Source organism: Pseudomonas sp. AC169, assembly GCF_979258515.1.
The window spans coordinates 1,643,961-1,669,705 of the sequence record NZ_OZ409866.1 but is presented as its reverse complement, the minus strand read 5'-3'; the positions used below and the strand labels follow the sequence as shown (position 1 = coordinate 1,669,705).

The 25,745-nt window shown below is 59.0% G+C and carries 22 protein-coding genes and 1 pseudogene; 11 read left to right on the top strand and 12 right to left on the bottom strand.

All coding sequences use genetic code 11. The features are described from left to right. Window positions 1–35 precede the first annotated feature (35 nt). Window positions 36–581: a DJ-1 family glyoxalase III gene (locus ACZZ0G_RS07565; RefSeq protein ID WP_463555772.1), complete on the top strand. Its 546-nt coding sequence runs from the start codon at window positions 36–38 to the stop codon at window positions 579–581. Between the two features lie 12 nt (window positions 582–593). On the opposite strand, the gene ACZZ0G_RS07560 is transcribed toward ACZZ0G_RS07565, so the two are convergent. From ACZZ0G_RS07560 to ACZZ0G_RS07550, 3 genes are all read right to left on the bottom strand, one after another. Beyond that, window positions 594–881 (bottom strand): HigA family addiction module antitoxin, encoded by a 288-nt coding sequence (locus ACZZ0G_RS07560; protein ID WP_095048728.1) that lies wholly within the window; start codon window positions 879–881, stop codon window positions 594–596. Window positions 882–895: 14 nt separating this feature from the next. Next, complete coding sequence (locus tag ACZZ0G_RS07555; protein ID WP_127929858.1) at window positions 896–1,174, bottom strand: type II toxin-antitoxin system RelE/ParE family toxin; 279 nt, start codon at window positions 1,172–1,174, stop codon at window positions 896–898. A gap of 84 nt (window positions 1,175–1,258) precedes the next feature. Then, complete coding sequence (locus tag ACZZ0G_RS07550; protein ID WP_463555771.1) at window positions 1,259–2,497, bottom strand: MFS transporter; 1,239 nt, start codon at window positions 2,495–2,497, stop codon at window positions 1,259–1,261. 459 nt (window positions 2,498–2,956) lie between these two features. On the opposite strand from ACZZ0G_RS07550, the gene ACZZ0G_RS07545 reads away from it, so the two are divergent. The 3 genes from ACZZ0G_RS07545 (at window position 2,957) to ACZZ0G_RS07535 (ending at window position 5,661) form a co-directional block, all read left to right on the top strand. Beyond that, entirely contained in the window at window positions 2,957–4,405 is a 1,449-nt protein-coding gene (locus ACZZ0G_RS07545) for a cytochrome ubiquinol oxidase subunit I (RefSeq protein WP_463555770.1), read from the top strand. Between the two features lie 3 nt (window positions 4,406–4,408). After that, window positions 4,409–5,416 (top strand): cytochrome d ubiquinol oxidase subunit II, encoded by a 1,008-nt coding sequence (gene cydB / locus ACZZ0G_RS07540; RefSeq protein ID WP_463555769.1) that lies wholly within the window; start codon window positions 4,409–4,411, stop codon window positions 5,414–5,416. Window positions 5,417–5,493: 77 nt separating this feature from the next. Beyond that, entirely contained in the window at window positions 5,494–5,661 is a 168-nt protein-coding gene (locus ACZZ0G_RS07535) for a DUF2474 domain-containing protein (protein WP_016773090.1), read from the top strand. A gap of 72 nt (window positions 5,662–5,733) precedes the next feature. On the opposite strand, the gene ACZZ0G_RS07530 is transcribed toward ACZZ0G_RS07535, so the two are convergent. Both ACZZ0G_RS07530 and ACZZ0G_RS07525 read right to left on the bottom strand, forming a co-directional pair. Beyond that, window positions 5,734–6,858: a methyltransferase gene (locus tag ACZZ0G_RS07530; protein ID WP_463555768.1), complete on the bottom strand. Its 1,125-nt coding sequence runs from the start codon at window positions 6,856–6,858 to the stop codon at window positions 5,734–5,736. A gap of 178 nt (window positions 6,859–7,036) precedes the next feature. Then, window positions 7,037–7,750: pseudogene (locus ACZZ0G_RS07525) on the bottom strand (autoinducer binding domain-containing protein). A gap of 308 nt (window positions 7,751–8,058) precedes the next feature. On the opposite strand from ACZZ0G_RS07525, the gene ACZZ0G_RS07520 reads away from it, so the two are divergent. Continuing rightward, the gene (locus ACZZ0G_RS07520; protein WP_463555767.1) at window positions 8,059–8,835 is read left to right on the top strand and encodes a ferredoxin--NADP reductase; all 777 of its coding nucleotides are present in this window, start codon (window positions 8,059–8,061) and stop codon (window positions 8,833–8,835) included. 46 nt (window positions 8,836–8,881) lie between these two features. Here the strand turns inward: ACZZ0G_RS07520 and mscL are convergent, their stop codons facing one another. Beyond that, window positions 8,882–9,295 (bottom strand): large-conductance mechanosensitive channel protein MscL, encoded by a 414-nt coding sequence (gene mscL, locus ACZZ0G_RS07515; RefSeq protein WP_122607880.1) that lies wholly within the window; start codon window positions 9,293–9,295, stop codon window positions 8,882–8,884. A gap of 286 nt (window positions 9,296–9,581) precedes the next feature. On the opposite strand from mscL, the gene katB reads away from it, so the two are divergent. The 3 genes from katB to radA are packed head-to-tail and all read left to right on the top strand — an operon-like array spanning window position 9,582 to window position 13,140. Further along, on the top strand, window positions 9,582–11,123 hold the full coding sequence (gene katB / locus ACZZ0G_RS07510; protein ID WP_463555766.1) for a catalase KatB: 1,542 nt from the start codon (window positions 9,582–9,584) through the stop codon (window positions 11,121–11,123). Window positions 11,124–11,180: 57 nt separating this feature from the next. Continuing rightward, window positions 11,181–11,726: an ankyrin repeat domain-containing protein gene (locus ACZZ0G_RS07505; protein WP_463555765.1), complete on the top strand. Its 546-nt coding sequence runs from the start codon at window positions 11,181–11,183 to the stop codon at window positions 11,724–11,726. 46 nt (window positions 11,727–11,772) lie between these two features. Continuing rightward, window positions 11,773–13,140, top strand: coding sequence for a DNA repair protein RadA (radA, locus tag ACZZ0G_RS07500; protein WP_463555764.1), 1,368 nt, complete (start codon window positions 11,773–11,775; stop codon window positions 13,138–13,140). Window positions 13,141–13,258: 118 nt separating this feature from the next. Here the strand turns inward: radA and ACZZ0G_RS07495 are convergent, their stop codons facing one another. After that, complete coding sequence (locus ACZZ0G_RS07495; RefSeq protein WP_463555763.1) at window positions 13,259–13,627, bottom strand: PilZ domain-containing protein; 369 nt, start codon at window positions 13,625–13,627, stop codon at window positions 13,259–13,261. A 160-nt stretch (window positions 13,628–13,787) separates the two neighbouring features. On the opposite strand from ACZZ0G_RS07495, the gene ACZZ0G_RS07490 reads away from it, so the two are divergent. The 3 genes from ACZZ0G_RS07490 (at window position 13,788) to yjiA (ending at window position 17,201) form a co-directional block, all read left to right on the top strand. Further along, window positions 13,788–15,854: a carbon starvation CstA family protein gene (locus ACZZ0G_RS07490; protein WP_137216693.1), complete on the top strand. Its 2,067-nt coding sequence runs from the start codon at window positions 13,788–13,790 to the stop codon at window positions 15,852–15,854. 15 nt (window positions 15,855–15,869) lie between these two features. Then, complete coding sequence (locus tag ACZZ0G_RS07485) at window positions 15,870–16,067, top strand: YbdD/YjiX family protein (RefSeq protein WP_003228401.1); 198 nt, start codon at window positions 15,870–15,872, stop codon at window positions 16,065–16,067. Between the two features lie 162 nt (window positions 16,068–16,229). Further along, window positions 16,230–17,201: a GTPase gene (yjiA, locus tag ACZZ0G_RS07480; protein WP_463555762.1), complete on the top strand. Its 972-nt coding sequence runs from the start codon at window positions 16,230–16,232 to the stop codon at window positions 17,199–17,201. Between the two features lie 116 nt (window positions 17,202–17,317). Here the strand turns inward: yjiA and ACZZ0G_RS07475 are convergent, their stop codons facing one another. The 5 genes from ACZZ0G_RS07475 to morA all read right to left on the bottom strand — a co-directional run bounded on the left by ACZZ0G_RS07475 (window position 17,318) and on the right by morA (window position 25,737). After that, complete coding sequence (locus ACZZ0G_RS07475) at window positions 17,318–18,028, bottom strand: GntR family transcriptional regulator (protein ID WP_463555761.1); 711 nt, start codon at window positions 18,026–18,028, stop codon at window positions 17,318–17,320. A gap of 19 nt (window positions 18,029–18,047) precedes the next feature. Next, complete coding sequence (locus ACZZ0G_RS07470) at window positions 18,048–18,752, bottom strand: FadR/GntR family transcriptional regulator (RefSeq protein WP_463555760.1); 705 nt, start codon at window positions 18,750–18,752, stop codon at window positions 18,048–18,050. A gap of 83 nt (window positions 18,753–18,835) precedes the next feature. After that, a complete protein-coding gene (locus ACZZ0G_RS07465; RefSeq protein WP_463555759.1) occupies window positions 18,836–20,149 on the bottom strand; it encodes a C4-dicarboxylate transporter DctA in 1,314 nt (437 codons plus the stop codon). A gap of 275 nt (window positions 20,150–20,424) precedes the next feature. Further along, window positions 20,425–21,678 (bottom strand): serine hydroxymethyltransferase, encoded by a 1,254-nt coding sequence (gene glyA, locus ACZZ0G_RS07460; protein WP_007909785.1) that lies wholly within the window; start codon window positions 21,676–21,678, stop codon window positions 20,425–20,427. 210 nt (window positions 21,679–21,888) lie between these two features. Continuing rightward, a complete protein-coding gene (gene morA, locus ACZZ0G_RS07455) occupies window positions 21,889–25,737 on the bottom strand; it encodes a cyclic di-GMP receptor MorA (protein ID WP_463555758.1) in 3,849 nt (1,282 codons plus the stop codon). Window positions 25,738–25,745: the final 8 nt, after the last annotated feature.

Genomic DNA, 25,745 nt, shown 5'->3' with positions numbered 1-25,745 from the left:
ACTACGCTTGAAGTATCACCCAGCGGATAGCGCCCATGACCTTTAGAGCCCTGATTACCCTCGCCGAGGGCATCGATGATCTGCAAAGCGTGACCCTGATCGACGTGCTGCGCCGCGCCGGCATCGAAGTGGTCGCCGCCAGTATTGAAGGACGACGCATGCTGACTTGCGCGCGTGGCACGCGCCTGACTGCCGACGGCATGCTGGTCGACGTGCTGGCGCAAACCTTCGATCTTATCGTCCTGCCCGGCGGTGCCGTTGGCTCTCAACACCTGGCGGCGCATCAGCCGCTGCAACAACTGGTCAAGGATCAGGCCAGCGCCGGACGCCTGTTCGCCGCCATCGCCGAAGCCCCGGCCATCGCCCTGCAAACCTTTGGCGTGCTGCGCCAGCGGCGCATGACCTGCCTGCCCGGCGCCAGCCATCAACTCTCGGGCTGTACGTTTGTTGATCAACCGGTGGTGGTCGACGGCAATTGCGTCACCGCGCAAGGTTCCAGCGCTGCGCTGGAGTTTGCCTTGACGCTGGTCGAGCAACTCGGCGGCAAGGCCTTGCGGGCGAAAGTGGCGGGGGAGTTGTAGTGGCTGGAGGTGTCAGGCGTGGACAGCGATCAGCTCGATAACCGGTTGCTCCCGATGCTCCGCTTGCCACAGATCATAGTCGGTTTGTACGCCTAGCCACACGCGCGCCTTGCCAATGCCAGCACGCTCAAGACGTACAGCCAGATCCGGGCTGATTGGCGCATGTCCGTGTAATACACGTGAAAGATGCGGGCGTGCGAAGCCCAAGTGTCGGGCCAATTCGGTCACGCTGATGCCAAGCTCGGGCAAGACATCCATCAGCAGTGTTTCACCGGGGTGTGGCGGGTTGTGCATGGGCATGAGCCTGCCTCCTGTCAGTGGTAGTCCAGATAATCGACCAATTCGATGTCCGAACCGACAAAACGAAAGATCACTCGCCAGTTGCCTGAAACGCTCAGCGACCAGTACTCCGTCAGCTCACCTTTCAATGGATGCAGGCGCCAGCCCGGAAGATCCAAGTCTGCGGGAATCGTAGCGCGATCCATGAACTGCAGCATGCGCGACAGCCGTTTTGCGTGGTCGGCACGAATCCCGCGAGTCGAACCTGTTTCATAGAAGCCGCGAAGGCCTTTGTGCTGAAAGGATTTGATCATGGGCTCGAGTGTAAGGCGATACATTACACTCAGTGCGGTAACTATGTACCGCACATTTTCAGTTGTCTTGTGCTTTGGAGATTGTCAGACCTTCACCTCTTCCACCGGGATATGCATCCGGTCCCGGTTAGCCAGCGTCGGAAACAACTTGATCCACGTCCCGGTCACCACCAGCGTGCCGATCCCTCCCATGACCACCGCCGGTACGGTGCCGAACCAGTGGGCGGTGACGCCGGATTCGAATTCGCCCAACTGGTTCGAGGCACCGATGAACAGCCCGTTCACCGCGCTGACCCGGCCGCGCATTTCGTCCGGGGTTTCCAGTTGTACGAAAGACGCGCGGATGACCATGCTGATCATGTCCGCCGCGCCGAGCACCACCAGCACAGCCAGCGAGAACCAGAACGAGGTCGACAGGCCGAAAGCGATGGTCGCGACGCCAAAAATGCCCACTGCAGTGAACATCACCCGGCCAACATTGCGTTCCACGGCAAACCGCGCGAGGAACAGCGACATCCCCAGTGCGCCGACTGCCGGTGCCGAACGCAGCAACCCGAGGCCCCACGGCCCGGTCAGTAGAATGTCCTTGGCGAACACCGGCAGCAACGCTGTGGCGCCGCCGAGCAGTACCGCAAACAGATCCAGCGAAATCGCCCCGAGAATGTCCGGGCGGCTGCGAATGAAGCGAATCCCGGCCAATAACGAGTCCAGCGTGGCTTTGCCTTTGTTCAACGGCGTTTGCCGCGCAGGCAGGTTGAGCATCAAGGAGCAGGCAATGACATAGAGCAGCACGGTCGGGCCATAGACCCAGACGCTGCCGAATGCATAGAGCAAACCGCCCAGCGCTGGCGCAACGATGGTCGCCGACTGTTGCGCCGACTGCGCCGCCGCTACTGCCCGAGGGAACAGCGCACTGGGCACGATGCTCGGCAGCAATGCCTGAGTGGTCGGCATCTCGAACGAGCGCGCCGCGCCAAGCAGGAAGGCGAGGATGAAGATCATCTCGCGTGTCACGTGATCGGTGGCGCTGCCGATGGCCAGCGCCAAGGCGATCAACGCCTGTAACGACTGGCAGATCGCCGCGACTTTGCGCCGGTCATAGCGATCAGCGACATGCCCGGTGTGCAGCATGAACAGCACGCGCGGGGCGAACTCGACCAGCCCGACCAGACCCAGATCGAGGACGTTGCCGGTCAGTTGGTAGAGGTTCCAGCCGATTGCCACGGTGAGCATCTGAAATCCGCTGGCGGTAAAGATCCGCGCGAACCAGAAAGCGAGAAATGGACGGTGATGACGTAACAGCAGGGGCTCTTGGCTGGGCATCTGAAGGCAGGTCTGGCTCGAGGGGAATGTCGAGGTTATCACCAGTCTGTAACAGGAAGTTGCCATGACGAAAAATTTAGTTAGCCAGACATCGATTTTTTTGCGGTGCAGATGGATTCTGCTGTTCGGGGATTTGTGTTGCCTTCGAGATCTGTACTGTTTTTCTCGCTGCCAGCGCTTCGGGGATTTGTTGCAGGGCTTTGCCAAGGTTATGAGGCAACTTGTCACGCGGCAAACGACCACGCCGTTCAACGGTAAAAATGGGACTACTCTTTCAACGTTGCTTGATCCAGATCAAGACCCAAAAGGAATTGATCCGGTGGCCAGTTGGCCAGACTCCCTGCGTTGCGATGGTTGTTTAAAAAGAACGAATCAGAATTCGCCGCACTCCATATCCGTGGGGGCAGTGGGTGCAGGCCTCCGGGTCCGCAGCCGGTACTACCTGACAGAGGAAGCCATATGTTCGGTTTAGAGGCACTAGATCTCGCCCGAATTCAGTTCGCGTTCACCATCTCGTTCCACATCCTGTTCCCGGCCATCACCATCGGCCTGGCGAGTTACCTTGCGGTGCTCGAAGGCCTGTGGCTGAAAACCCGTAACGACACCTACCGTGACCTCTACCATTTCTGGTCGAAGATCTTCGCCGTCAACTTCGGTATGGGCGTGGTCTCCGGTTTGGTCATGGCCTACCAGTTCGGCACCAACTGGAGCCGCTTCTCGGACTTCGCCGGTGCCGTCACGGGGCCATTGCTGACCTATGAAGTGCTCACGGCATTCTTCCTCGAGGCCGGTTTCCTCGGGGTGATGCTGTTTGGCTGGAACAAGGTCGGGCGCGGATTGCACTTCTTTTCCACGGTCATGGTGGCGATCGGTACGCTGATTTCGACCTTCTGGATTCTCGCCTCCAACAGCTGGATGCAGACCCCGCAAGGCTTTGAAATCATCAACGGTCAGGTGATTCCGACCGACTGGCTGGCGATCATCTTCAACCCTTCGTTCCCGTATCGCCTGATGCACATGGCGACGGCAGCGTTTGTCGCTACGGCATTCTTCGTCGGCTCCTCGGCGGCCTGGCACTTGCTGCGCGGCAAGGACAACCCGGCGATCCGCACGATGCTGTCGATGGCGATGTGGATGGCGCTGATTGTTGCGCCGATCCAGGCGGTTATCGGTGACTTCCATGGTCTGAATACGCTCAAGCACCAACCGGCAAAAATCGCCGCGATCGAAGGTCACTGGGAAAACCACGGTGACGAAGCGACACCGCTGATCCTGTTCGGCTGGCCGGACATGAAAGAAGAGAAAACCAAGTTCGCCGTGGAGATCCCGTACCTCGGCAGCCTCATCCTGACCCACTCGCTGGACAAACAGGTGCCGGCACTCAAGGAATTTCCGCCAGAAGACCGGCCGAATTCGACCATCGTGTTCTGGTCGTTCCGGATCATGGTCGGCCTCGGTTTCCTGATGATCTTCACCGGTTTGTGGAGCCTGTGGCTGCGTAAGCGCGACACGCTCTACACCTCGCGTCCGTTCCTGTATCTGGCGCTGTGGATGGGGCCGTCCGGTCTGATCGCGATTCTCGCTGGCTGGTTCACTACGGAAATCGGCCGCCAGCCTTGGGTCGTTTATGGCCTGATGCGCACGGCGGATGCGTCCTCCAACCACAGCTTCATGCAGATGAGCATCACCCTGATCATGTTTGTGGTGGTGTACTTCGCGCTGTTCGGTGCAGGTCTCGGTTACATGATGCGTCTGGTGCGCAAAGGGCCGAAGATCAGCGAGGGCGCGGAAACGCCGGACGGTGGACCCGGCAAGAAACGCACACCGGCCCGTCCGTTGTCCGCTGCCGACGACTCGGCCGATGCCGATCACGGCGACGACGACCTTCGCGTGACCAAGGAGATTTGACTCATGGGTATTGATCTTCCGCTGATCTGGGCCGTGATCATCATCTTCGGCATCATGATGTACGTGGTCATGGACGGCTTCGACCTGGGCATCGGGATTCTCTTCCCGTTCATCCCCGGCAAAGTCGACCGTGACGTGATGATGAACACCGTCGCCCCGGTCTGGGACGGCAATGAAACCTGGCTGGTACTGGGCGGTGCGGCGTTGTTCGGCGCATTCCCGTTGGCCTATTCGGTAGTGTTGTCGGCCTTGTACCTGCCGCTGATCTTCATGCTCATCGGTTTGATCTTCCGTGGCGTAGCGTTCGAGTTCCGCTTCAAGGCCAAGGACGACAAGCGTCATCTGTGGGACAAGGCGTTCATCGGTGGTTCGGTGGCGGCGACGTTCTTTCAGGGCGTGGCGCTGGGCGCGTTCATCGATGGCTTGCCGGTGGTCAATCGGCAGTTCGCCGGCGGTTCACTGGACTGGCTGACACCGTTCACGCTGTTCTGCGGCGCCGCACTGGTGGTGGCGTATGCCTTGCTCGGCTGCACCTGGCTGATCATGAAAACCGAAGGCAAGTTGCAAGAGCAGATGCACAATCTGGCGCGGCCACTGGCGTTCGTGCTGCTGGCGGTGATCGGTATCGTCAGCCTGTGGACGCCGCTGGCCCACCCGGAAATCGCTTCGCGCTGGTTCAGCATGCCGAACCTGTTCTGGCTCATGCCGGTGCCGATTCTGGTGCTGGTGACGATGTACGGGCTGATCCGCGCCGTGGCACGCAACGCCAACTACATGCCGTTCCTGCTGACCCTGGTGCTGATCTTCCTCGGTTACAGCGGCCTGGGTATCAGCCTGTGGCCGAACATCGTGCCGCCGTCGATCTCGATCTGGGATGCCGCTGCACCGCCGCAAAGTCAAGGCTTCATGCTGGTGGGCACGCTGTTCATCATCCCGTTCATTCTGGGTTACACCTTCTGGAGCTACTACGTGTTCCGCGGCAAGGTTACCCATGAAGACGGCTATCACTAAGTAAAACCCTGTGGGAGCGAGCCTGCTCGCGATGGCGTCGGCAATGGCGCCATCAATCTTGAAGAGGTTTGAAGAAAATGACTGGAAAACATTCCCTGCACGACATTGAAGAAGCCGAAAAAAAACCGCTGTGGCAGCGGCTCGGCTGGTTGGCCCTGATCTGGGTCGGTAGCGTCGGCGTGCTGTTTATCGCCGCCAGCCTGATGCGCATGTTCATGAACGCGGCAGGCCTGACCACCCACTGAATCATCCCCGTCCCGGCGCCTTCGGGTACGGCGTTGAAACCCTCCTTGCGGAGGGTTTTTTTTGCCTGAAGGTTATTTGCGGGCCTTGAGGATCACGAACTTCGGCGTGGCGGCCACTTGCTCGACGCCGCGAAACAGCCGCGCCAGTTTGCTGTGATAACCCAGATGACGGTTGCCGACGATATACAGCGCGCCACCCACCACCAGTGCTTCGCGCGCCTGCTGGAACATGCGCCAGGCGAGGAAGTCGCCGACCACCTGCTGCTGATGGAACGGCGGATTGCACAGCACCACGTCCAGTGATTGTGGTTCCTGTCCGGCCAGACCGTCGCCGGCCCGCACGATCACCTCGCGCTCGCCCAGCGCTGCGCGCCAGTTCTCGGCAGCCGATTGCACCGCCATGAACGATTCGTCGACCAGCGTGTACTGCGCATCGGGGTTTTGCAGGGCACTCGCGATGGCCAGAACCCCGTTGCCACAGCCCAGATCGGCGACTCGGGCGCTGCCAAGGTTTTTCGGCAGGTGCGGGAGGAAGGCGCGTGTGCCGATGTCCAGGCCTTCGCGGCAAAACACATTGGCGTGGTTGAGCAACTCGATCGACGGCTCGTCGAGGCGATACCGCGAAGGGTAGGGCGAGACGGCCGGGGCTTTTGCTTCCGGCGTGGCGATCAACAGCCGCGCCTTTTTCACCGCCAGAGAGGCTTGTACCGGACCAATGTAGCGCTCCAGCAGATCACCGGCGGCGCGGGGCAAATGCTTGACCATGGCTGCGGCGACCACTTCGGCACCGGGCGCGAGCTGCCCCTGCAAGCGGATCAATTGTTCTTCCAGCAGCGCGAGGGTTTTTGGTACGCGGATCAGCACCCGGTCGAACGGTCCGACCAATGGCTCGCTGGCGGGTATCCCGCGAACAGCGTCGAAGGCCTGGCCATTGCGTAGCAGGTTTTTCTCCAAGCCCTGAAACCCCAGAAACGAGTCGCCGCTGCTGCTGATCTCGACCTTGCCGAGCAGGCTGGCCGCCAGCGCACCAAAGCTGTCGTTGAGCACCAGTACACGCGTGTCGGCCGTCGGTTGCTGCATGGCCAAATGGTTGAGCAGGTATTCGTCGGCGGCATCGAAGGCTTGCAGCGGTTCGTTCTGCTGTTCGGGCTGGCGGATCAGATCGAGTTGGGCGAAGGGCGTATCAAGCAAAGGCATCGGGCGGGGACTCAGGGTAATCAACGGGGTGTTCCGCAGCCCTGACATTGTGCAGCGGAACCGACCGAGTGTAATGCAACGCTTAACGTTCGCGTCATCACTCAGGAGGGTCACAAATGGTACGTTTTTTTCTTTGTCATTACCCGCAAGTTTTGAAAAGGGTGCAAGGCTGGATCGACTAGATGATCCCGGCTCTGGCGGCCGCGATGACGGCGGAAATCTTGTTGCAGACGTTGAGCTTCTCGATGACGTTCTGCACGTGATAGTTCACGGTGCGCTCGCTCAGGCTGAGGATTTTCGAAATCTCGTAGGCGGTCTTGCCCCCCGCCGACAGTTGCAGGACCTCCAGTTCTCGAGGTGAAAGGTGCGGTTGACGAGGTTTGAGAGACTCTGGCGGCAGGGTTCGGGCGAACAGCTCACTCAAGTGACTGGTGGCGTAGAACATATAACCAAAATGTTCATACAGCTCCAAAGGACTGATCGGACAGTGTTTGCGCGCCAGGCTGATAATGCTGCACAAGCCACTTGGTTCGTGATGGAACGACTGTGACCAGCCATGTTGCAGTCCGTGTCGTTGTAATCCTTGCCACAACGGTTGGGTCTCTGCGAATACAGACTCACACCAGACTATAGGCGTCATTGAGTGATTGCAATGTGCTATTAGCGGATCAATTTTGCTGTAATTGTTTTTTTCATACTGTGTGTTCCATTCATTCGGCTAGTTATTGATTTGCAAGGTTTTAACAGTCATGTCGCGGTGAAGTGGAACAACTGAAATCGCACAAAAGTTGAAGCCGAGATTTTCGGCAAACTGCAATAGTATCGGATAGGCAGTCTCTAATCCCTTGGCAAAAGTCAGTCTTTTTAACTGTGACTCCTTCCACGTTTCCATCTCTTACACTCCATTGACGTTGCGGGGGGGCGCCGAATGGATCCAAAAGATCCAGCACGCAACGAAGTGTAGGATGTTTCCTACGACAAGCCTTAAATTTTTTCGAGATTGAATATAGTGATCTGACGATAAACAGTTCTTAGCGCTACTGTGTTTTATATTAAAGGTGCAATCTAAAGTAATTGCTCATATTTGAAATATTGGTGACGACTTCGGGTTCTCGTACGCTCAAATACCATTACCAATCATCGGTGTTTAACAGAGGCCATTTGCGGGACACTGGTAACCACCGCCCAATGGAGTGCGCCATGACTGCCAGCGCAGAGAAATACACCACTCAGACCTTGCTTGATGTGCAACCTCTCACACCAAACCTGTTTACCTTGCGCACTAGCCGGGATGCCGGTTTTCGTTTCCGTGCCGGGCAGTTCGCCAGACTCGGCGTGAGCAAAGCCGATGGCAGCATCGTGTGGCGCGCTTATTCGATGGTGTCGTCACCTTTTGACGAATTTCTCGAGTTCTTTTCCATCGTCGTGCCGGGCGGGGAATTCACCAGTGAGCTGAGTCGGCTGCAGGTCGGCGACACCTTGCTGGTGGATCGCCAGGCTTTTGGGTATCTGACGCTGGACCGTTTCGTCGATGGGCGCGATCTATGGCTGTTATCCACAGGCACCGGGGTGGCGCCTTTTCTGTCGATTCTGCAGGACTTCGAAGTCTGGGAAAAATTCGAGCGCATCATTCTGGTGTACAGCGTGCGCGAAGCCCGGGAGTTGGCCTACCAGGAGCTGATTGCCGGACTCACGCAGCGTGAATACCTCAGCGAACATGCGCACAAATTGCAGTTCATCGCGACGGTGACGCGTGAGGCGCATCCGGGCGCATTGCACGGGCGCATCACCACACTGATCGAAAATGGTGAGCTGGAACGCGCAGCGGGTGTGGAGCTGTCGGCGGAGCACTCGCGGGTCATGCTGTGCGGCAATCCGCAGATGATCGATGATACGCGTGCGTTGCTGAAAAAACGCCACATGAGCCTCAGCCTGACCCGTCGGCCCGGTCAGGTGGCGGTGGAAAACTACTGGTAAACAAACGGCGCCTCTAAGGCGCCGTTGTTTTTACCGTGCACAGCATTCAGGGCCGGGTGTTCTGGGCCTTGAGCAAGTCGCGAATCTCGCCCAGCAACTCTTCTTCCTTGGTCGGAACCGGTGGCAGGGTAGGCGCCACGGCTTCTTCGCGTTTCAGGCGGTTGATCGCTTTGACACCCATGAAGATGGCGAACGCGACAATGATGAAGTCGAGTACGGTCTGCAGGAACTTGCCATAGGCCAGCACCACGGCGGGCGCATTGCCCTCGGCGGCTTTGAGCGTGACGGCCAGATCACTGAAGTCCACCCCACCGATCAACAGGCCGATTGGTGGCATGATCACGTCTCCGACAAACGACGAAACAATCTTGCCGAAGGCCGCACCGATGATGATACCGACGGCCATGTCGACCACATTGCCTTTGACCGCGAAGGCCTTGAACTCACTTAGCACGCCCATAGTTATTTCCTTGTTACAGATGAGTTTGGTGTACGCAGTGTAAATCAGCAAAACGCGTCCTGCGCGAAACACCTTCTTACAATGCCCGTTTTTATCGACACATCAATCGACGATTAGTTTGCAAAGTGCCATCAATCGCGCGCGAAATATCCCGTAACCCGCTGATCAGGAAGCCAATTTTCTCAATCATGGCGTTACGTTCTTTCTATTTATGTTCCACGTCGCAGGCCTCTAGCCTTGGGTTGGCGCATCTGGATGCGCCGCAAAATAACCAGAGGATCCTGATATGAACTCCACACTTGGACTGGGGGCTTTTCCCCGTCGACGCACCCTCGGTGTACTCACCGCCAGCCTGTTGACCTTCTCTGTCAACGCCGCGCCCCTGACCCGCGATAATGGCGCCGCCGTTGGCGATAATCAGAACTCGCAGACCGCCGGGGCCAAAGGCCCGGTGCTGCTGCAGGACGTGCAACTGATTCAGAAGCTGCAGCGCTTCGACCGTGAACGCATTCCCGAGCGTGTCGTTCACGCCCGCGGTACCGGCGCCCATGGCACCTTCACGGTGACCAACGATCTCAGCGACCTGAGTAAGGCCAAGGTCTTTGCCGCCGGCCAGAGCACACCGGTTTTCGTGCGCTTCTCTGCTGTGGTGCACGGTAATCACTCGCCGGAAACCCTGCGTGATCCACGCGGTTTCGCCACCAAGTTCTACACGGCCGACGGCAACTGGGACCTGGTGGGCAACAACTTCCCGACCTTTTTCATCCGCGATGCGATCAAGTTTCCCGATATGGTGCACGCGTTCAAACCGGATCCTCGGACGAACCTTGATGACGACTCACGTCGATTCGACTTCTTCTCCCATGTACCGGAAGCCACCCGTACGCTGACGGAGTTGTATTCGAACTCGGGAACTCCCGCCAGTTATCGAGAGATGGATGGCAATGGCGTACATGCTTACAAGTTGATCAACGCCAAGGGCGAAGTTCACTACGTCAAGTTTCACTGGAAAAGCTTGCAGGGACTTAACAATCTCACGCCCAAACAAGTCACAAAAGTTCAGGGTCAAGATTACAGTCATATGACCAATGATCTGGTGAGTAACATCAATAAAGGTAACTTCCCGAAATGGGACTTGTACATTCAAGTCCTGAAACCACAAGATTTGTCCAAGTTTGATTTTGATCCATTAGACGCTACCAAGATCTGGCCAGGTATTCCTGAGCGAAAAGTTGGACAAATGGTGTTGAACCGCAATCCGGCAAATGTTTTCCAGGAAACCGAACAAGTGGCCATGGCGCCAGCGAATGTTGTTCCGGGTATCGAGCCTTCCGAAGACCGTTTGTTGCAAGGTCGAGTGTTCTCCTATGCCGATACGCAAATGTATCGCCTGGGTGCCAATGCCCTGCAATTGCCAATCAACGCACCGAAAGTTGCCGTGAACAATGGCAATCAGGACGGTGCGATGAACTTCGGCGCGAGCCACTCGGGTGTGAACTATCAGCCGAGCCGTCTGCAACAGCGCGAAGAGACGACCAGCGCGCGTTACAGCCAGTTGGCGCTGTCGGGCAGTACTCAGCAGGCGAAGATCCAGCGTGAGCAGAACTTCAAGCAGGCGGGCGATTTGTATCGCTCGTTCAGCAAGAAAGAACGCCGCGACTTGATCGACAGCTTCGGCGGCTCGCTGGCGAGCACCGATGACGAGAGCAAGCACATCATCCTGTCCTTCCTTTATAAGGCCGATCCCGAATACGGCACCGGCGTTACGGAAGTGGCCAAGGGCGACCTGAGCCGGGTCAAGGCGCTGGCGGCCAAACTGGTCGACTGATGCCGATGTAGCACACGGGGCCTGAGTCAGGCCCCGTTCCGTTAAAGGAGAATGCTGATGCGAACCTGTCTTTTGCTGTTGGCCGCGTGCCTGTCGTCCGGGGCGTGGGCGGCACCGGTCACGCAGAGTCCCGAGGCGATCAAGGCCCAACTGCGAGACTATTACTTTGACGCGGCCCGACGCGGTGATGTGCCGATGCTCGATACCTTCATCGAGTCCGGCTATTCCCTCGACATCCGCGACGACAAGGGCTACACCGCGCTGATTCTGGCGGCCTATCACGGTCAGGCACCGGCGGTGGAACACTTGCTCGCTGCCGGAGCCGATGCCTGCGCGCAGGATCAACGCGGCAACACCGCGCTGATGGGGGCAATTTTCAAAGGTGAATTACAGATCGCCCGACGCTTGATGGCCACCGATTGCAGCCCCGATCAACGCAACGGTGCCGGACAGACGGCAGCCATGTACGCCGGATTGTTCAAGCGTCTGGAACTGCTCGATGCACTGAAGGCCAAGGGCGCTGACCTGAATGCCGAAGATCCGTTGGGCAATAGCGCCGCGCGTCTGGCCAGCGGCGAGATCCGCACCGCCGCGCCGCGCTGAGCCGCGACGTCTGCGTTATCATCACGGTTTTGCCCCGGGGGTTCAGATGGCCAAGGCCAAGCGCATGTACGGCTGCACCGAATGCGGCGCAACATTTCCCAAGTGGGCCGGGCAGTGCGGTGAGTGCGGTGCCTGGAACACCCTGACCGAAACCATGATCGAAAGTGGCGGCGCTGCGGCACCGGCCGGTCGAACCGGTTGGGCCGGCCAGCAGGCGCAGATCAAGACACTCGCCGAAGTCAGCATCGAAGAGATTCCGCGTTTCTCGACGGCATCCGGTGAACTGGATCGGGTCCTTGGCGGCGGTCTGGTCGACGGCTCGGTGGTGCTGATCGGCGGTGATCCGGGCATCGGCAAATCGACCATCCTGTTGCAGACCCTGTGCAATCTCGCCAAGAGCATGCCGGCTCTCTATGTCACCGGCGAAGAATCCCAGCAGCAAGTGGCCATGCGCGCCCGTCGTCTCGGTTTGCCCCAGGATCAACTGCGGGTGATGACCGAAACCTGCATCGAAGCCATCATCGCCACGGCCCGTCAGGAAAAGCCCAAGGTGATGGTGATCGACTCGATCCAGACAATCTTCACCGAACAGCTGCAATCGGCGCCCGGCGGCGTTTCTCAGGTACGCGAGAGTGCGGCGCTGCTGGTTCGGTATGCCAAGCAGAGCGGCACGGCGATTTTCCTCGTTGGCCACGTCACCAAGGAAGGCGCGCTCGCCGGTCCGCGCGTTCTCGAGCACATGGTCGACACCGTGCTGTATTTCGAAGGCGAGTCCGATGGACGTTTGCGTCTACTGCGCGCAGTGAAAAACCGTTTCGGTGCGGTCAATGAGTTGGGCGTGTTCGGCATGACCGACAAGGGTTTGAAAGAAGTCTCCAACCCTTCGGCGATTTTTCTCACTCGTGCGCAGGAAGAAGTCCCTGGCAGTGTGGTCATGGCGACATGGGAAGGCACCCGGCCGATGCTGGTGGAAGTGCAGGCGCTGGTCGATGACAGCCATTTGGCCAACCCGCGAAGGGTGACGCTGGGGCTGGATCAGAACCGTTTGGCGATGTTGTTGGCGGTCTTGCATCGCCATGGCGGGATTCCAACTCACGACCAGGACGTGTTCCTCAACGTGGTGGGTGGGGTGAAGGTGCTGGAGACGGCATCGGATCTGGCGTTGATGGCGGCGGTGATGTCGAGTTTGCGCAATCGTCCGTTGCCGCATGATCTGTTGGTGTTCGGCGAAGTGGGCTTGTCTGGCGAAGTGCGTCCTGTGCCGAGTGGACAGGAACGGTTGAAGGAAGCGGCCAAGCATGGTTTCAAGCGAGCGATCGTGCCAAAGGGCAATGCGCCGAAGGAATCGCCTCCGGGCTTGCAGATCATTGCCGTGACCCGCCTCGAACAGGCGCTCGACGCATTGTTTGAGTGAACACCTGACCTGTGGGAGCGAGCCTGCTCGCGAAGGGGCCGTGTCAGTCGGCATCATTGCTCAATGACACACCGTCTTCGCGAGCAGGCTCGCTCCCACAGGGGATTTGTAATGATGGCTAGATTTCGATCAGGGCGCCCAGTTCGCGTTCCAGCTCGGCTTCGTCAGCCAGGTTGAGCTCGATCAAGCGCCGCAAGCGCTGGATCGATTCAAGGCTGATATGCCGGCAGACAAACCCAAGCTGGCCGTTTTCCTCATGGGCCAAGTGCACATCCATCTCGATATCGACGTCATCGCTCAGTTGGATGTCGACGAAAAAATCCTTCTGCGCATCCCCCAGCCACGGCTCTGGCCGCTCTATCAGCAATCCTTTCAGCGACAGGTCGATCAGCTTGACCGGCCAGATGTACTCGCCCTGACTCAGCTCGGTTCTGGCATCGAACGCAATACGTTTGAAGCGACGACGGTTGGCTGGGTGCTCGCTCATGGCGCAATCCTCCGAAGGTTCGCTGACTATAGACCCGCATTGTTCGTGCGTGCCAGCGCAGACGGGCCAGATAGACCAATGTCGGGGTATGGCCTTTACCGCCAGTAGCGCTAAACTCGGGGTGGCTGTCTTTCTTGTCCACCCTGGCTGGAATAATAAAATGAAAAATAATAATAGCCTGCTACGCCACTTACCCTGGCTAGTGCTGGCAATCGTAGGAGCGTGCGCCCTGGGCGTAGTGGCATTGCGCCGCGGCGAGGCGATCAACGCCTTGTGGATCGTGGTCGCAGCAGTGGCCATTTATCTGGTTGCGTACCGTTACTACAGTCTGTTCATCGCCAACAATGTGATGCAACTGGACCCGCGTCGGGCCACCCCCGCCGTGCTCAACAATGATGGTCTGGACTATGTGCCGACCAACAAACACATTCTTTTCGGTCACCACTTCGCAGCAATTGCTGGCGCCGGACCTCTGGTCGGCCCGGTATTGGCGGCGCAGATGGGTTATTTGCCCGGCACGCTGTGGCTGATTGCCGGGGTGGTGCTGGCGGGCGCGGTGCAGGACTTCATGGTCCTGTTCATGTCGACCCGGCGCAACGGCCGTTCCCTGGGCGACATGGTGCGTGAAGAAATGGGCCGCATTCCCGGGACCATCGCCCTGTTCGGCTGCTTCCTGATCATGATCATCATCCTCGCGGTGCTGGCGCTGATCGTGGTTAAAGCGCTGGCCGAGAGCCCGTGGGGCATCTTCACCGTGATGGCGACCATCCCGATCGCGATGTTCATGGGCATTTACATGCGCTACATCCGCCCGGGCCGCATCGGCGAAATCTCCGTGGTCGGCGTGTTGCTGCTGCTCGGTTCGATCTGGCTGGGTGGGCAGATTGCCGCTGATCCGGTGTGGGCCAAGGCGTTCACCTTCACTGGCGTGCAGATTACCTGGATGCTGGTCGGTTACGGTTTCGTTGCAGCATCGCTGCCGGTGTGGCTGATTCTGGCACCGCGTGACTACCTCTCCACGTTCCTCAAGATCGGCACCATCATTGCCCTGGCGATCGGTATTCTGGTGACCATGCCCGAGCTGAAAATGCCCGCGCTGACCCAGTTCGTCGATGGCACTGGCCCGGTGTGGAAGGGCGGTCTGTTCCCGTTCCTGTTCATCACCATCGCTTGCGGTGCGGTATCCGGTTTCCACGCACTGATTTCTTCGGGCACCACGCCGAAGCTGCTGGATAACGAAACCAACGCCCGTTACATCGGTTATGGCGGCATGCTGATGGAGTCGTTCGTAGCGATCATGGCCATGGTTGCTGCTTCGGTGATCGAGCCTGGCGTGTACTTCGCCATGAACAGCCCGGCCGCCGTGGTCGGCAGTGACGTCGCTTCGGTTGCGCAAGTGGTCTCCAGCTGGGGCTTTGCGATCACGCCGGAAGCGCTGCAAGCCGTGGCGCATGACATCGGCGAAACCACCATCCTGGCCCGTGCCGGTGGTGCGCCGACCCTGGCGGTCGGTATCGCGCAAATCCTGCACAGTGTCCTGCCGGGTGAAAACACCATGGCGTTCTGGTACCACTTCGCGATCCTGTTCGAAGCGCTGTTCATTCTGACCGCAGTCGACGCCGGCACCCGCGCCGGGCGTTTCATGCTGCAGGATTTGCTCGGCTCCTTTGTTCCGGCGCTGAAACGTACCGAATCGTGGACTGCCAACCTGATCGCCACCGCCGGTTGTGTGGCGATGTGGGGCTGGTTGCTCTATCAAGGCGTGATCGATCCACTGGGCGGCATCAATACCCTGTGGCCACTGTTCGGTATCTCCAACCAGATGCTGGCCGGTATCGCGCTGATGCTCGGCACCGTGGTTCTGATCAAAATGAAGCGTCAGCGCTACATCTGGGTCACGCTGCTGCCGGCTACCTGGCTGCTGATCTGCACCACGACAGCAGGCTTTATCAAACTGTTCGATGCCAACCCGGCGATCGGCTTCCTGTCGCTGGCGAAGAAGTACAGCGATGCATTGGCCAATGGTCAGGTGCTGGCACCGGCAAAAAGCGTCGAGCAGATGCAGCACGTGATCTTCAACGCTTACACCAACGCAACGCTTACCGCGCTGTTCCTGTTTGTGGTCTTTAGCATCCTGTTCTATGCGCTTAAAGTCGGCATCGCCGCTTGGGGCAAAAAAGAGCGTACGGACAAAGAATCGCCGTTCCAGGCTCTGCCGGATGCGTAACCAGAGGATTGCACCATGTTCAATGACCTGAGTCGCCTCGGTAAATACCTCGGTCAGGCCGCGCGCCTGATGGTCGGCATGCCCGACTACGACACCTACGTCGAGCATATGCAAACCAAGCACCCGGACAAACCGGTGATGAGCTACGAGATGTTCTTCCGCGAACGTCAGGAAGCCCGTTACGGTGGCAAGGGTGGGCCGAAGTGCTGTTGAGCTGACAGCCTGCGGTTGAGGTAATCCCCTGTGGGAGCGAGCCTGCTCGCGAATAAGGAGTGTCAGTTGATGAATGATTTGACTGGCACACCGCTTTCGCGAGCAGGCTCGCTCCCACATTTGTTTTTGTGTTGTTCATTCATTTTGTGAAGGAGAAAGCGTTTGTCCTCTCCCATCCCGGTCACGGTACTCAGCGGTTTCCTCGGTGCCGGCAAGACCTCTTTGCTGCGCCACATTCTGAAAGCCGAGCACGGCCTGAAAATCGCCGTGATCGAAAACGAATTCAGCGACGCCGGTATCGACACTCAGTTGTTGGGTGATAAGCCGGTGCAAGTCATGACTCTGGCCAATGGTTGCGTCTGCTGCACCATTCACACTGATCTGACCAAGGCTTTGTATCTGCTGCTCGAACGGCTGGACAGCGGCGAAATCGCCTTCGATCGTTTGGTGATTGAGTGCACCGGTCTGGCCGATCCAGCGCCAGTCGCGCAGACCTTTTTCATCGACGAGGAATTGCGCGAGCGTTACCTGCTCGACGGCATCATTACACTGGTCGATGCCGCCCATGCCGACGTGCACCTGACCCAGACTATCGCCCAGGCACAGATCGGTTTTGCCGACCGCTTGCTGGTGAGCAAGACCGATCTGGTCGACGAGGCCACGTTCAACGCGCTGGGCGAACGCCTGACGCGGATCAACCGTCGCGCGCCGATCCGTGTGGTTGATCACGGCAACATCGATCTGGCAGAACTGCTGGATGTGCGCGGCTTCAACCTGAATGCCGATCTCGGCGGTGGCTTGAGCCTGCGTCCGGTGAGCAAGGCGCCGTCTATCGACCGCATTTCCAGCCTGGTGCTGCGTACCGATCAGCCGCTGGATATCGATCAGCTCAGTGAATTCATGAATGAGTTGCTGGAAGAACACGGCAAGCAATTGCTGCGTTACAAAGGCGTGTTGAACATCGCGGGTGAGGATCGGCGGTTGGTGTTTCAGGGGGTGTTGAAGCTTTACGGTTTCGACTGGGACACCGAATGGGCCGTGGGCGAGGCGCGCGAGAGTGTGATTGTGTTTATTGCTGATGATTTGCCGGAAGAGAAGATCCGGGCGGGGTTTGCCAAAGTCGCTTCTGCCTGATGGATCCTGGTTGTCAGTGATGGCCTCTTCGCGAGCAAGCTCGCTCCCACAGTGAATTGCATTCTTCCTGACAGAACGCGGTCCACTGTGGGAGCGAGCCTGCTCGCGAAGGCGATCTAACCGACAGCACAATGCTCAATGTCTGCACCCAGCAATGTCTGCTCAAGATGATCCAAATGCTGATTCATCAGCATGCCAGCTTTGGAAGCATCGCCACGCTCCACCGCCTCAACCAGCGCTTTATGTTCCTGCCACGCGCAACAACTGTGCGTAGAACCCTCGCATCGCGCAATCGCCAATGAAGTCAGCGGCACCAGGCTGCCAAGAAAATGCGCTAACGGTGCATTCCCCGCCATCTGCGCCAACGTCAGATGAAACTCCCCGGACAGACGAATCGCCGCACCACGCCGATCCTGCTCAACCGCCTGACGCTCGCGCTCGATCAGTCCGCGCAAGCGCTTGAAACCGTCAGCTTGCGGACGCTGGCACGCAAGACGCACCAAGGTGTTTTCGGTCAGTCGCCGCGCATGCAGAGCCTGCCGCGTTTGCTCCAGATTCGGTGCTGCCACGCGCGGGCGATGGTTGGCGCGTAGCACCACGATGTGCTCATGGGATAACTGCGTCAGCACCCGCCGCACATCCGCACGACTGGCGCCGAACATCTCTTTCAAACTGTCTTCGGTAAAACGGCTGTCCGCATCAATACGCTGTTCGAGAATCGCATCCAGCAAGCGCGGATAGAGATCTTCCACCGGCGCCCGCAACTGGGAAAAGGGCAGGGGTGCGGCGCTCGGCTGGGCATGGGAGGGTGAAGCGAAACTGTTCATGGCCTGTCTCCTGTAGGAATCAGCGACTCAGGTTGTCATCCGGAATGTTCAGTTCGATGCCCATGCGCTGACCTTCTTGCAGAATGTGCCGACGCATTTCCGCGCTGGCCTGCGCGCTGTTCTTGCTACGGATCGCGCGTACCACGGCCTCGTTTTCTTCAAGGCGTTCGGCCAGATGTTCCGGGGAGTTGCGCAACACTTCGGCGCTTTGCTTGAGGGCATTGCTGGTCTGCTGCACCACGCTCTGGAAAATCGGATTCGAGGTCAGGGTGAACAACTCTTCGTGGAAGGCGATGTAGGCGTTGACGCCCGCTTCGCTATCGCCGGCTTCGAGGGCTTCGCGCATGTCCATCAGCGTCAGGCGCAACTGGCCGACTTCCTTGCTGCTGATCGATTGCGCGACCAGGCCAACGATGAACGGCTCGAGGGTGTAGCGCAGTTGCAGCACGTCTTCGAGGCTCGCGCCGGCCACCGCGCTGTCGTGGCTTTGGCTATCGCTGAGCTGCGCCTCGAGGACGACCACGCCTTTGCCCGGCATCGAACGCACCAGACCCAGGGTTTCCAGGACGATCACCGCTTCGCGCAGGCTCGGTCGGCTGATACCCAGTTGTTCGGCCAGTTCGCGCTGGCCGGGCAGCATGTCGCCGGAGCGCCACTGCCCACGGGCGAGGGCGGCGCGGAGTTTTTCTACGACTGAGTTGACGACGGTTGATGTGGTAATCACTTGTCTTGCTCCATGTGCCTGTAGGGGCGCCGCAAACCGGGATCAAAAGATCGTCGCTTGCGGCAGCGCCTGCAGGGTTGAAATCAGAACTCCTGCTGGTGCGCCGGAGTTGCTGCTTTACGCGGTTGAAAGGTGTAGCCCTGCTGACCGCTGAGTACTTTGTTGGCGCGTTGCACGTCGATGTCTTTTTCCCAACGGGCGATGGCGACGGTGGCGACGCAGTTGCCGATGAGATTGGTGAGTGCCCGGCCGATGCCCATGAACCAGTCCACCGCGAGCACGAGTACCAGACCGACCACCGGGATCGCCGGAATTGCCGTCAGCGTGGCCGCCAGAATCACCAGTGCCGAGCCGGGAATACCGTGGGCGCCTTTGGAGGTAATCAGCGACACCAGCAGAATCGTCAGCAGGTCAGTCATGGCCAGCGGCGTGCCGGTGGCGTTGGCAATGAAGACAATGGCCAGGGTCAGGTAGATCGAGAAACCGTCGAGGTTGAACGAGTAGCCGGTTGGAATCACCAGGCCCACGGTCGAGCTGCCGATGCCCAGGTGCTCAAGTTTACGCATGATCTGCGGCAGCACCGCGTCGGAGGACGCCGTGCCCATGACGATCAACAGCTCTTCACGCAGGTACTTCAACAGCGGCCACATGCGCAGGCCGGAGGCACGCATCACCAGACCGAGAATCACACTGACGAACGCGATGCAGGTCAGGTAGAACAAGCCGACCAGACTACCCAGATGCTGCAGGGAATCGAGGCCATATTTGCTGGTGGTGAAGGCGATGGCGCCGAACACGCCGATCGGTGCCAGACGCACGATCATGCCCATGATGCGGAAGATCACGTGGCTCAGTTCGTTGATCAGGCGCGAGATCCCGGAAGCCGCTTCACCGACCAGATTCAACGCGCTGCCGAACAGTACCGAGAACAGCAGCACCTGCAGGATGTTGTTGTCGGCAAAGGCGCCGATCACCGAAGTCGGGATCAGGTCCATCAGGAACTGCGTGGTGGTGTGCATGTGCTGGCTGCGTTCGGCGAGATCGCCCATGTCGGCTGCAGACAGTTGCTCGAGATGGATATTCGCGCCGCTGCCGATCCCGGTGCTGAAGGCGAAGATTAGACCGATCACCAGCGCGATGGTGGTCAGCACTTCGAAGTAGATCACCGACTTGAGGCCGATGCGCCCGACCTTCTTCAGATCGCCCGCGCCGCTGATGCCGCTGACCACCACGCAGAACACGATGAGGCCGATGAGCATCTTGATCAGTTTGATGAAGCCGTCGCCGAGCGGTTTGAGCTGGGCCGAGTATTCAGGAAGGGTCAGCCCGCAGACGATGCCGAGCATCAGTCCGAGAACCACTTGGAGGAAGATTGAACGCGAGCACCATCTGAGCATGGGAGGAATCCTGGTCGGTGTCCTGGCTGCTGGCGCTTGCACGCTCAGATTCAGGACTTAATTATTGTGGTCTTACCGGTATGTCCAGTGCGGGTGCAGTCTAGGCGCTGTTTTTTAGACATCGCAAGTGAAAATTGACGAATTGGCATGACCGGTCTGACCAGTTGTGCGGCAAGTCCCATTCTTGAGCGGTTCAGGCGTTTGAAAAAAATCGGGGCGAAAAAAAACCGGCCAATCACTTGGCCGGTTTTTGATGCTGCGGATTTAACGTCGCATCAAGCGCCGTACACCGGCAGTTTTTTGCAGATGGCTTTGACTTTCTCACGAACGGCGTCGATCACCGCTTCGTTGTTCAGGTCAGCCAGGATGTCGCAGATCCAGCCGGCCAGCTCTTTGCACTCGGCTTGCTTGAAGCCGCGAGTGGTCACAGCCGGAGTACCAAAGCGCAGGCCGGAAGTGACGAACGGCGAGCGTGGATCGTTTGGCACGGAGTTCTTGTTCACGGTGATGAACGCTTTGCCCAGAGCGGCGTCGGCGTCTTTACCGGAGATGTCCTGCTTGATCAGCGACAGCAGGAACAGGTGGTTTTTAGTACCGCCGGAAACCACGTCGAAACCGCGCTCGATGAACACTTCGGCCATGGCCTGGGCGTTCAGCACCACTTGTTCCTGGTAGGCCTTGAACTCTGGCTGCAGCGCTTCCTTGAAGCAGATCGCTTTAGCGGCGATCACGTGCTCCAGCGGGCCACCCTGGGCGCCCGGGAATACTGCGGAGTTCAGCTTCTTCTCGATGTCGGCGTTGGCGCGAGCCAGGATCAGGCCGCCACGTGGACCGCGCAGGGTCTTGTGCGTGGTGGTGGTCACGACGTCAGCGAAAGGCACCGGGTTCGGGTAAACACCAGCGGCAACCAGACCGGCTACGTGAGCCATGTCGACGAACAGGTAAGCGCCAACCTTGTCAGCGATGGCGCGGAAGCGTGGGAAGTCGAGAATCTGCGAGTAGGCAGAGAAACCGGCCACGATCATTTTCGGCTTGTGCTCAACCGCCAGACGCTCGACTTCGTCGTAGTCGATCAGGCCGTTGGCGTCGATGCCGTACTGCACAGCGTTGTACAGCTTGCCGGAGGAGGAAACGCTGGCGCCGTGGGTCAGGTGACCGCCGTGGGCCAGGCTCATGCCCAGAATGGTGTCGCCACCTTGCAGCAGGGCCAGGTAAACAGCAGCGTTGGCTTGCGAACCGGCGTGCGGCTGAACGTTGGCGTAATCGGCGCCGAACAGCTCTTTGGCGCGGTCGATGGCCAGTTGTTCAACGATGTCGACGTACTCGCAACCACCGTAGTAACGCTTGCCTGGATAGCCTTCAGCGTACTTGTTGGTCAGGACCGAGCCTTGAGCTTCCATCACCGCTGGGCTGGTGTAGTTTTCCGAAGCGATCAGCTCAATGTGTTCTTCCTGGCGCTGAGCTTCTTGCTCCATGGCGGCAAAAAGGTCGGCGTCGTACTTGGCAATAGTCAAATCACGGCTGAACATGGCGGTCCTCAAGGATCGGGGGCAGAAAAGGGGGGCATTCTAACCCAACCGCTTTTAGAAGGGCTATGAAACACAATCAGGTTGTGGATAAGCGGGCTTCAAGCAGCAAGCCACAAGCGGCAAGTAAAAGCCGATTCGCTCTTGCTTGTCGCTCGCTACTTGAAGCTTGCAGCTTTCTTCATGTTTGATTGATCGGAGCTGTTAGCTCCATCAATCAAACATGAAGAGCGCATCATTGCTGAACTGCGCCTCAAACCGCCCCGCCGGCATCGGCCGCCCGAACAGATAGCCCTGAACCTCATCGCAGCCATGCTCACGCAGGAAGTCCAGTTGCTCATGGGTTTCCACACCCTCGGCGATCACCGCCAGATTGAGGCTGTGCGCCATGGCGATGATCGCCCGGGCGATCTGCGCGTCCTGCTCACCGGACGGCAAGCCATCGACGAACGTGCGGTCGATCTTCAGCACGTCGATCGGGAATTGCTTGAGGTAATTCAGCGATGAGTAACCGGTGCCGAAGTCATCGACTGCGATGCTCAGGCCAAGGTTTTTCAGGCCGGCAAGAATCTGCATCGCTTCGCTGACTTCGCGCATCAAAATACTTTCGGTCAGCTCCAGTTCCAGACACGCCGGCGGCAGGCCGGTTTCACGCAGGATGGTGGCGATCCGCGTGCCGAGCTGGCCATCGGAGAATTGCCGCGCCGAGATGTTTACCGACACTTTCGGTACACGCACGCGGTTCTGGTGCCAGGTCTTCAGTTGACGGCACGCCTCGCTGATCACCCAGTCGCCAACGTCCACCACCAACCCGAGCTCTTCCAGCACCGGAATGAAATCCCCCGGCGGCACCAGGCCACGACGTGGATGACGCCAGCGCAACAGCGCTTCGGCGCCGGTCAGGCGTTTGCCGTCGCCGCTGAATTGCGGCTGGTAATACAGGACGAATTCGTTTTGTTCCAGGGCGTGGCGCAAGTCGCTTTCCAGCTCCAGACGCTCGAGCGCACTGGCGTTCATGTCGGCCTGATAGAACTGGAAGTTGTTCTTGCCGCGTTCCTTGGCGTGGTACATCGCGGTGTCGGCGTTCTTCATCAACTGGCTGAGTTCGTTGCCGTCCTGTGGACTCAGGGCAATGCCGATACTGGCGGTGACGAAGAACTCGCGGCCTTCGAGCACGAACGGCCGCACCAGGCTGCCGAGAATCTGTTCGGCGACATGAATCGCCCGGTTCAGCGCCATTTCGCGGCTGGAGCGATGTTGCAGCAGTAAAGTGAATTCGTCGCCGCCCATGCGCGCCACGGTGTCGTCATCGTCGACGCAGGCCAGCAGGCGCGTGGCCATGTCTTTGAGCATGCGGTCGCCGGCGGCGTGGCCGAGGGAGTCGTTGATCGGTTTGAAGCGGTCGAGATCGAGGAACATCAGCACCACCCACGACTTCTGCCGTTCGGCCGATTGCAGCGCGGTGTGCAGGCGATCCTGGAACAGCGTGCGGTTCGGCAAATGGGTCAGGGCGTCGTAGTAGGCGAGGCGGTGAATGCGCTGCTCGCTGGCCTTGCGCTCGCTGATGTCGCTGAAGAAACACACGTAACTGGCCAGATCACCCTCGTCGTCGAGCACGGCGGTGATGCCGACCCACGCGGGGTAATGCTCGCCGTTACGGCGTTTCATCCAGACTTCGCCTTCCCACGTGTTGTGCTCGTGCAATTGCTTGATCACGTAACGCAGGTGCGCGTCCTGCTGTTCATCAACGGTGAGCATGTTCGGCAATTGGTCGAGTACTTCGCTCACGGCGTAACCACTGACCCGGCTGAACGCTTCGTTGGCCTGGACGATGTAACCGGCCGGGTCGGTGATCAGGATCGCCGAGGTCGAGTGCTCGAAAACCGTGGCGGCCATGCGCAGATCTTTTTCGGCGCGGCGCTGCTGGCTGATGTCGCGGCCGACACCGAGTACGCCCTCGAAACCGCCGTGCTCGTCCCAGACCAATACCAGACGCAGTTCGATCGGGATCTTGCGGCCGTCGGCGCGCAGGCAATCGAACAGGAACATTTGCGTCTGCACCTGACTGCGCAACATCGCCAGTTGTTCGGGTTTGTCCAACGCCTTGCTGACCCGATCCATCAGCGTGTAGATGCCGCTCAGTTGCTGCGGGTTGGCGATGGTCGATTGCCAGCCGTTCTGAAAAATCCACTCGGCGTCGTACCCCAGCACAGCCTGCACCGACGGGCTGACGTAGTTCAGCGAGAGCTTGCTGTCGGTGGAGAAAATCACGTCGCTGATGCTTTCGGCGAGCATGCGGTAGCGCTGCTCGCTGTCGCGCAGGGATTCGCTGGCTTCGATCTGCTCGGTGATGTCCTTGGCCACGCCGATGATCCGCGTGACTTGATCGTGCTTGTCCCGGGCCAGGGCCTGTTCACGAATGTCGAAACGCCGCCATTTGCCATCGCGATGACGGAAGCGCAGCTGACATTGCAGCAACTGGCTGTAACCGGCGTGGCGCTGCAACTGGCGCGAGCGATGGTAGTAATCGGCATCTTCCGGGTGCAGGAGAATTTCCCAGAAGTACTCGCCCATCTGGTGCAATTCGGTGCGGTTGTAGCCGAGGGTCTGCCCGAGGTGGTGGTTGCTGAAAATCATCCGCTGGCTGATCACGTCCTGCACATACAGATGATCCGGCACGGTGCGCACCACGTCCGACCAGAAACCTTCGCGCTCCAGCAGCGACAGTTCGATCAGCTTGCGGCTGGTGATGTCGTTGATACTGAGGATCACCGCTTTGTAGTCGTGCTGCTCGGTCGGCAGGCGCAATACCATCCACAGGTGCTGGTCGCGGCCATTGATGTCCGGCAGTTTGATTTCCAGTTCCAGCTGCTTTTGTTGCTGCAGCACGGCGTCGAGCACTTGATTGCCGATGGCGCACTGACGGTGCGGATGGCCATCGATCAACAGTTGCCAGGCGTGCTCGCAAGAGTTGACGTTGAGCAGTTGCAACGCGACCTGGTTGACCTCGGTGACGCGCAGTTCCTGCAGCAGTTGCTGGCGCTGCTGCGGCTGGTCGAGCCAGGCCTTGAGTTGATCGCTGGTCTGGATCTGCGCCCTGTCGAACACCTGCTTCAAACCGGACAGGTCCAGCACGCACAACGCCACACCGGTGCCTTCGAAAATGTCCTGGTAGCGCCGGCGACCCTCGTGCAATTGCCGCTGGCGGCGGCGCATGTTCAACAGCGCAATCACCGGCAGCATTGAGAACGCCAGGCCCAACAGGCATTTGCCGATAAACGCCGGGAGCAATTCTTCGAGCACGCGCTGGCGGTCGAACAGGCCGCGCAACTGCCAGTCGCTGCTGCTTAGCGGTACGGTCAGCACGGTGTTGGCCAGATCGTCCGGGCTCAGCACACCGGGCTTGGCCGAGGGCAGCGCTTCGTCGCGGCTGATGATCTGATGGTTGATGCGATTTTCCACCAGCCACAAAGGACGCAGGCCAGTGTCACCCTGTTTGGTCAGCGAGTCGAAGAAGGTCGGGGTCAGGCGCAAGGCCCAATAGCCGCGCGTACTACCGCTGGCCTGATGCAGCAACAGATGCACCATCGAGCCGTCATCGGCGTTACTGAAATAGTGCGCCTGGGCGCGGCTGCGGCGCACCAGTTCCGTCAGGTAGTCGGCATCGTGACTGTCGACGGCGCTGTCGTTGATGATTCGCCCGGAAGGGCTGAGCAACGCAATGCTGCGCAGGTCGGGCAACGACTGCTGGAGCTTGCGCAGCAGCGCCTGCTGTTCGTCGGCTGATTGCGGTTGTTCGACGATCGGTAGCAGGTTGAGGGCGATTTGCGCGTTGAGCGCCATGTTCAGGCTGACCTGCGAGGCGAGGTCGGCGGTGTAATCGATGGTGTACTGACGCTGGTTTTTCTGGGTTTCGCGCAATTGATCGAGCAGTTGCCAGAACAGCAACGCCAGCAACAAAAGCACGAGCGTCGCCAGCGCACCCTTTAATGTACCGCGCAGGGACGAGCCGGGCGCCGGTTGGGTGCTGCTCACAGAAGCTGGCGGAGTGACATTGGACAAGCTGTAAT

Excerpts from the sequence above, each read along its gene's own strand:
- ACZZ0G_RS07485 (WP_003228401.1), top strand. The coding sequence starts at position 15,870 with ATGTTCAATGACCTGAGTCGCCTCGGTAAATACCTCGGTCAGGCCGCG.
- ACZZ0G_RS07560 (WP_095048728.1), bottom strand. The coding sequence starts at position 881 with ATGCCCATGCACAACCCGCCACACCCCGGTGAAACACTGCTGATGGAT.
- ACZZ0G_RS07475 (WP_463555761.1), bottom strand. The coding sequence starts at position 18,028 with ATGAACAGTTTCGCTTCACCCTCCCATGCCCAGCCGAGCGCCGCACCC.
- ACZZ0G_RS07555 (WP_127929858.1), bottom strand. The coding sequence starts at position 1,174 with ATGATCAAATCCTTTCAGCACAAAGGCCTTCGCGGCTTCTATGAAACA.
- radA (WP_463555764.1), top strand. The coding sequence starts at position 11,773 with ATGGCCAAGGCCAAGCGCATGTACGGCTGCACCGAATGCGGCGCAACA.
- ACZZ0G_RS07465 (WP_463555759.1), bottom strand. The coding sequence starts at position 20,149 with ATGCTCAGATGGTGCTCGCGTTCAATCTTCCTCCAAGTGGTTCTCGGA.
- ACZZ0G_RS07530 (WP_463555768.1), bottom strand. The coding sequence starts at position 6,858 with ATGCCTTTGCTTGATACGCCCTTCGCCCAACTCGATCTGATCCGCCAG.
- katB (WP_463555766.1), top strand. The coding sequence starts at position 9,582 with ATGAACTCCACACTTGGACTGGGGGCTTTTCCCCGTCGACGCACCCTC.
- ACZZ0G_RS07550 (WP_463555771.1), bottom strand. The coding sequence starts at position 2,497 with ATGCCCAGCCAAGAGCCCCTGCTGTTACGTCATCACCGTCCATTTCTC.
- ACZZ0G_RS07545 (WP_463555770.1), top strand. The coding sequence starts at position 2,957 with ATGTTCGGTTTAGAGGCACTAGATCTCGCCCGAATTCAGTTCGCGTTC.
- ACZZ0G_RS07520 (WP_463555767.1), top strand. The coding sequence starts at position 8,059 with ATGACTGCCAGCGCAGAGAAATACACCACTCAGACCTTGCTTGATGTG.
- cydB (WP_463555769.1), top strand. The coding sequence starts at position 4,409 with ATGGGTATTGATCTTCCGCTGATCTGGGCCGTGATCATCATCTTCGGC.
- ACZZ0G_RS07490 (WP_137216693.1), top strand. The coding sequence starts at position 13,788 with ATGAAAAATAATAATAGCCTGCTACGCCACTTACCCTGGCTAGTGCTG.
- ACZZ0G_RS07505 (WP_463555765.1), top strand. The coding sequence starts at position 11,181 with ATGCGAACCTGTCTTTTGCTGTTGGCCGCGTGCCTGTCGTCCGGGGCG.
- ACZZ0G_RS07495 (WP_463555763.1), bottom strand. The coding sequence starts at position 13,627 with ATGAGCGAGCACCCAGCCAACCGTCGTCGCTTCAAACGTATTGCGTTC.
- ACZZ0G_RS07535 (WP_016773090.1), top strand. The coding sequence starts at position 5,494 with ATGACTGGAAAACATTCCCTGCACGACATTGAAGAAGCCGAAAAAAAA.
- ACZZ0G_RS07565 (WP_463555772.1), top strand. The coding sequence starts at position 36 with ATGACCTTTAGAGCCCTGATTACCCTCGCCGAGGGCATCGATGATCTG.
- glyA (WP_007909785.1), bottom strand. The coding sequence starts at position 21,678 with ATGTTCAGCCGTGATTTGACTATTGCCAAGTACGACGCCGACCTTTTT.
- mscL (WP_122607880.1), bottom strand. The coding sequence starts at position 9,295 with ATGGGCGTGCTAAGTGAGTTCAAGGCCTTCGCGGTCAAAGGCAATGTG.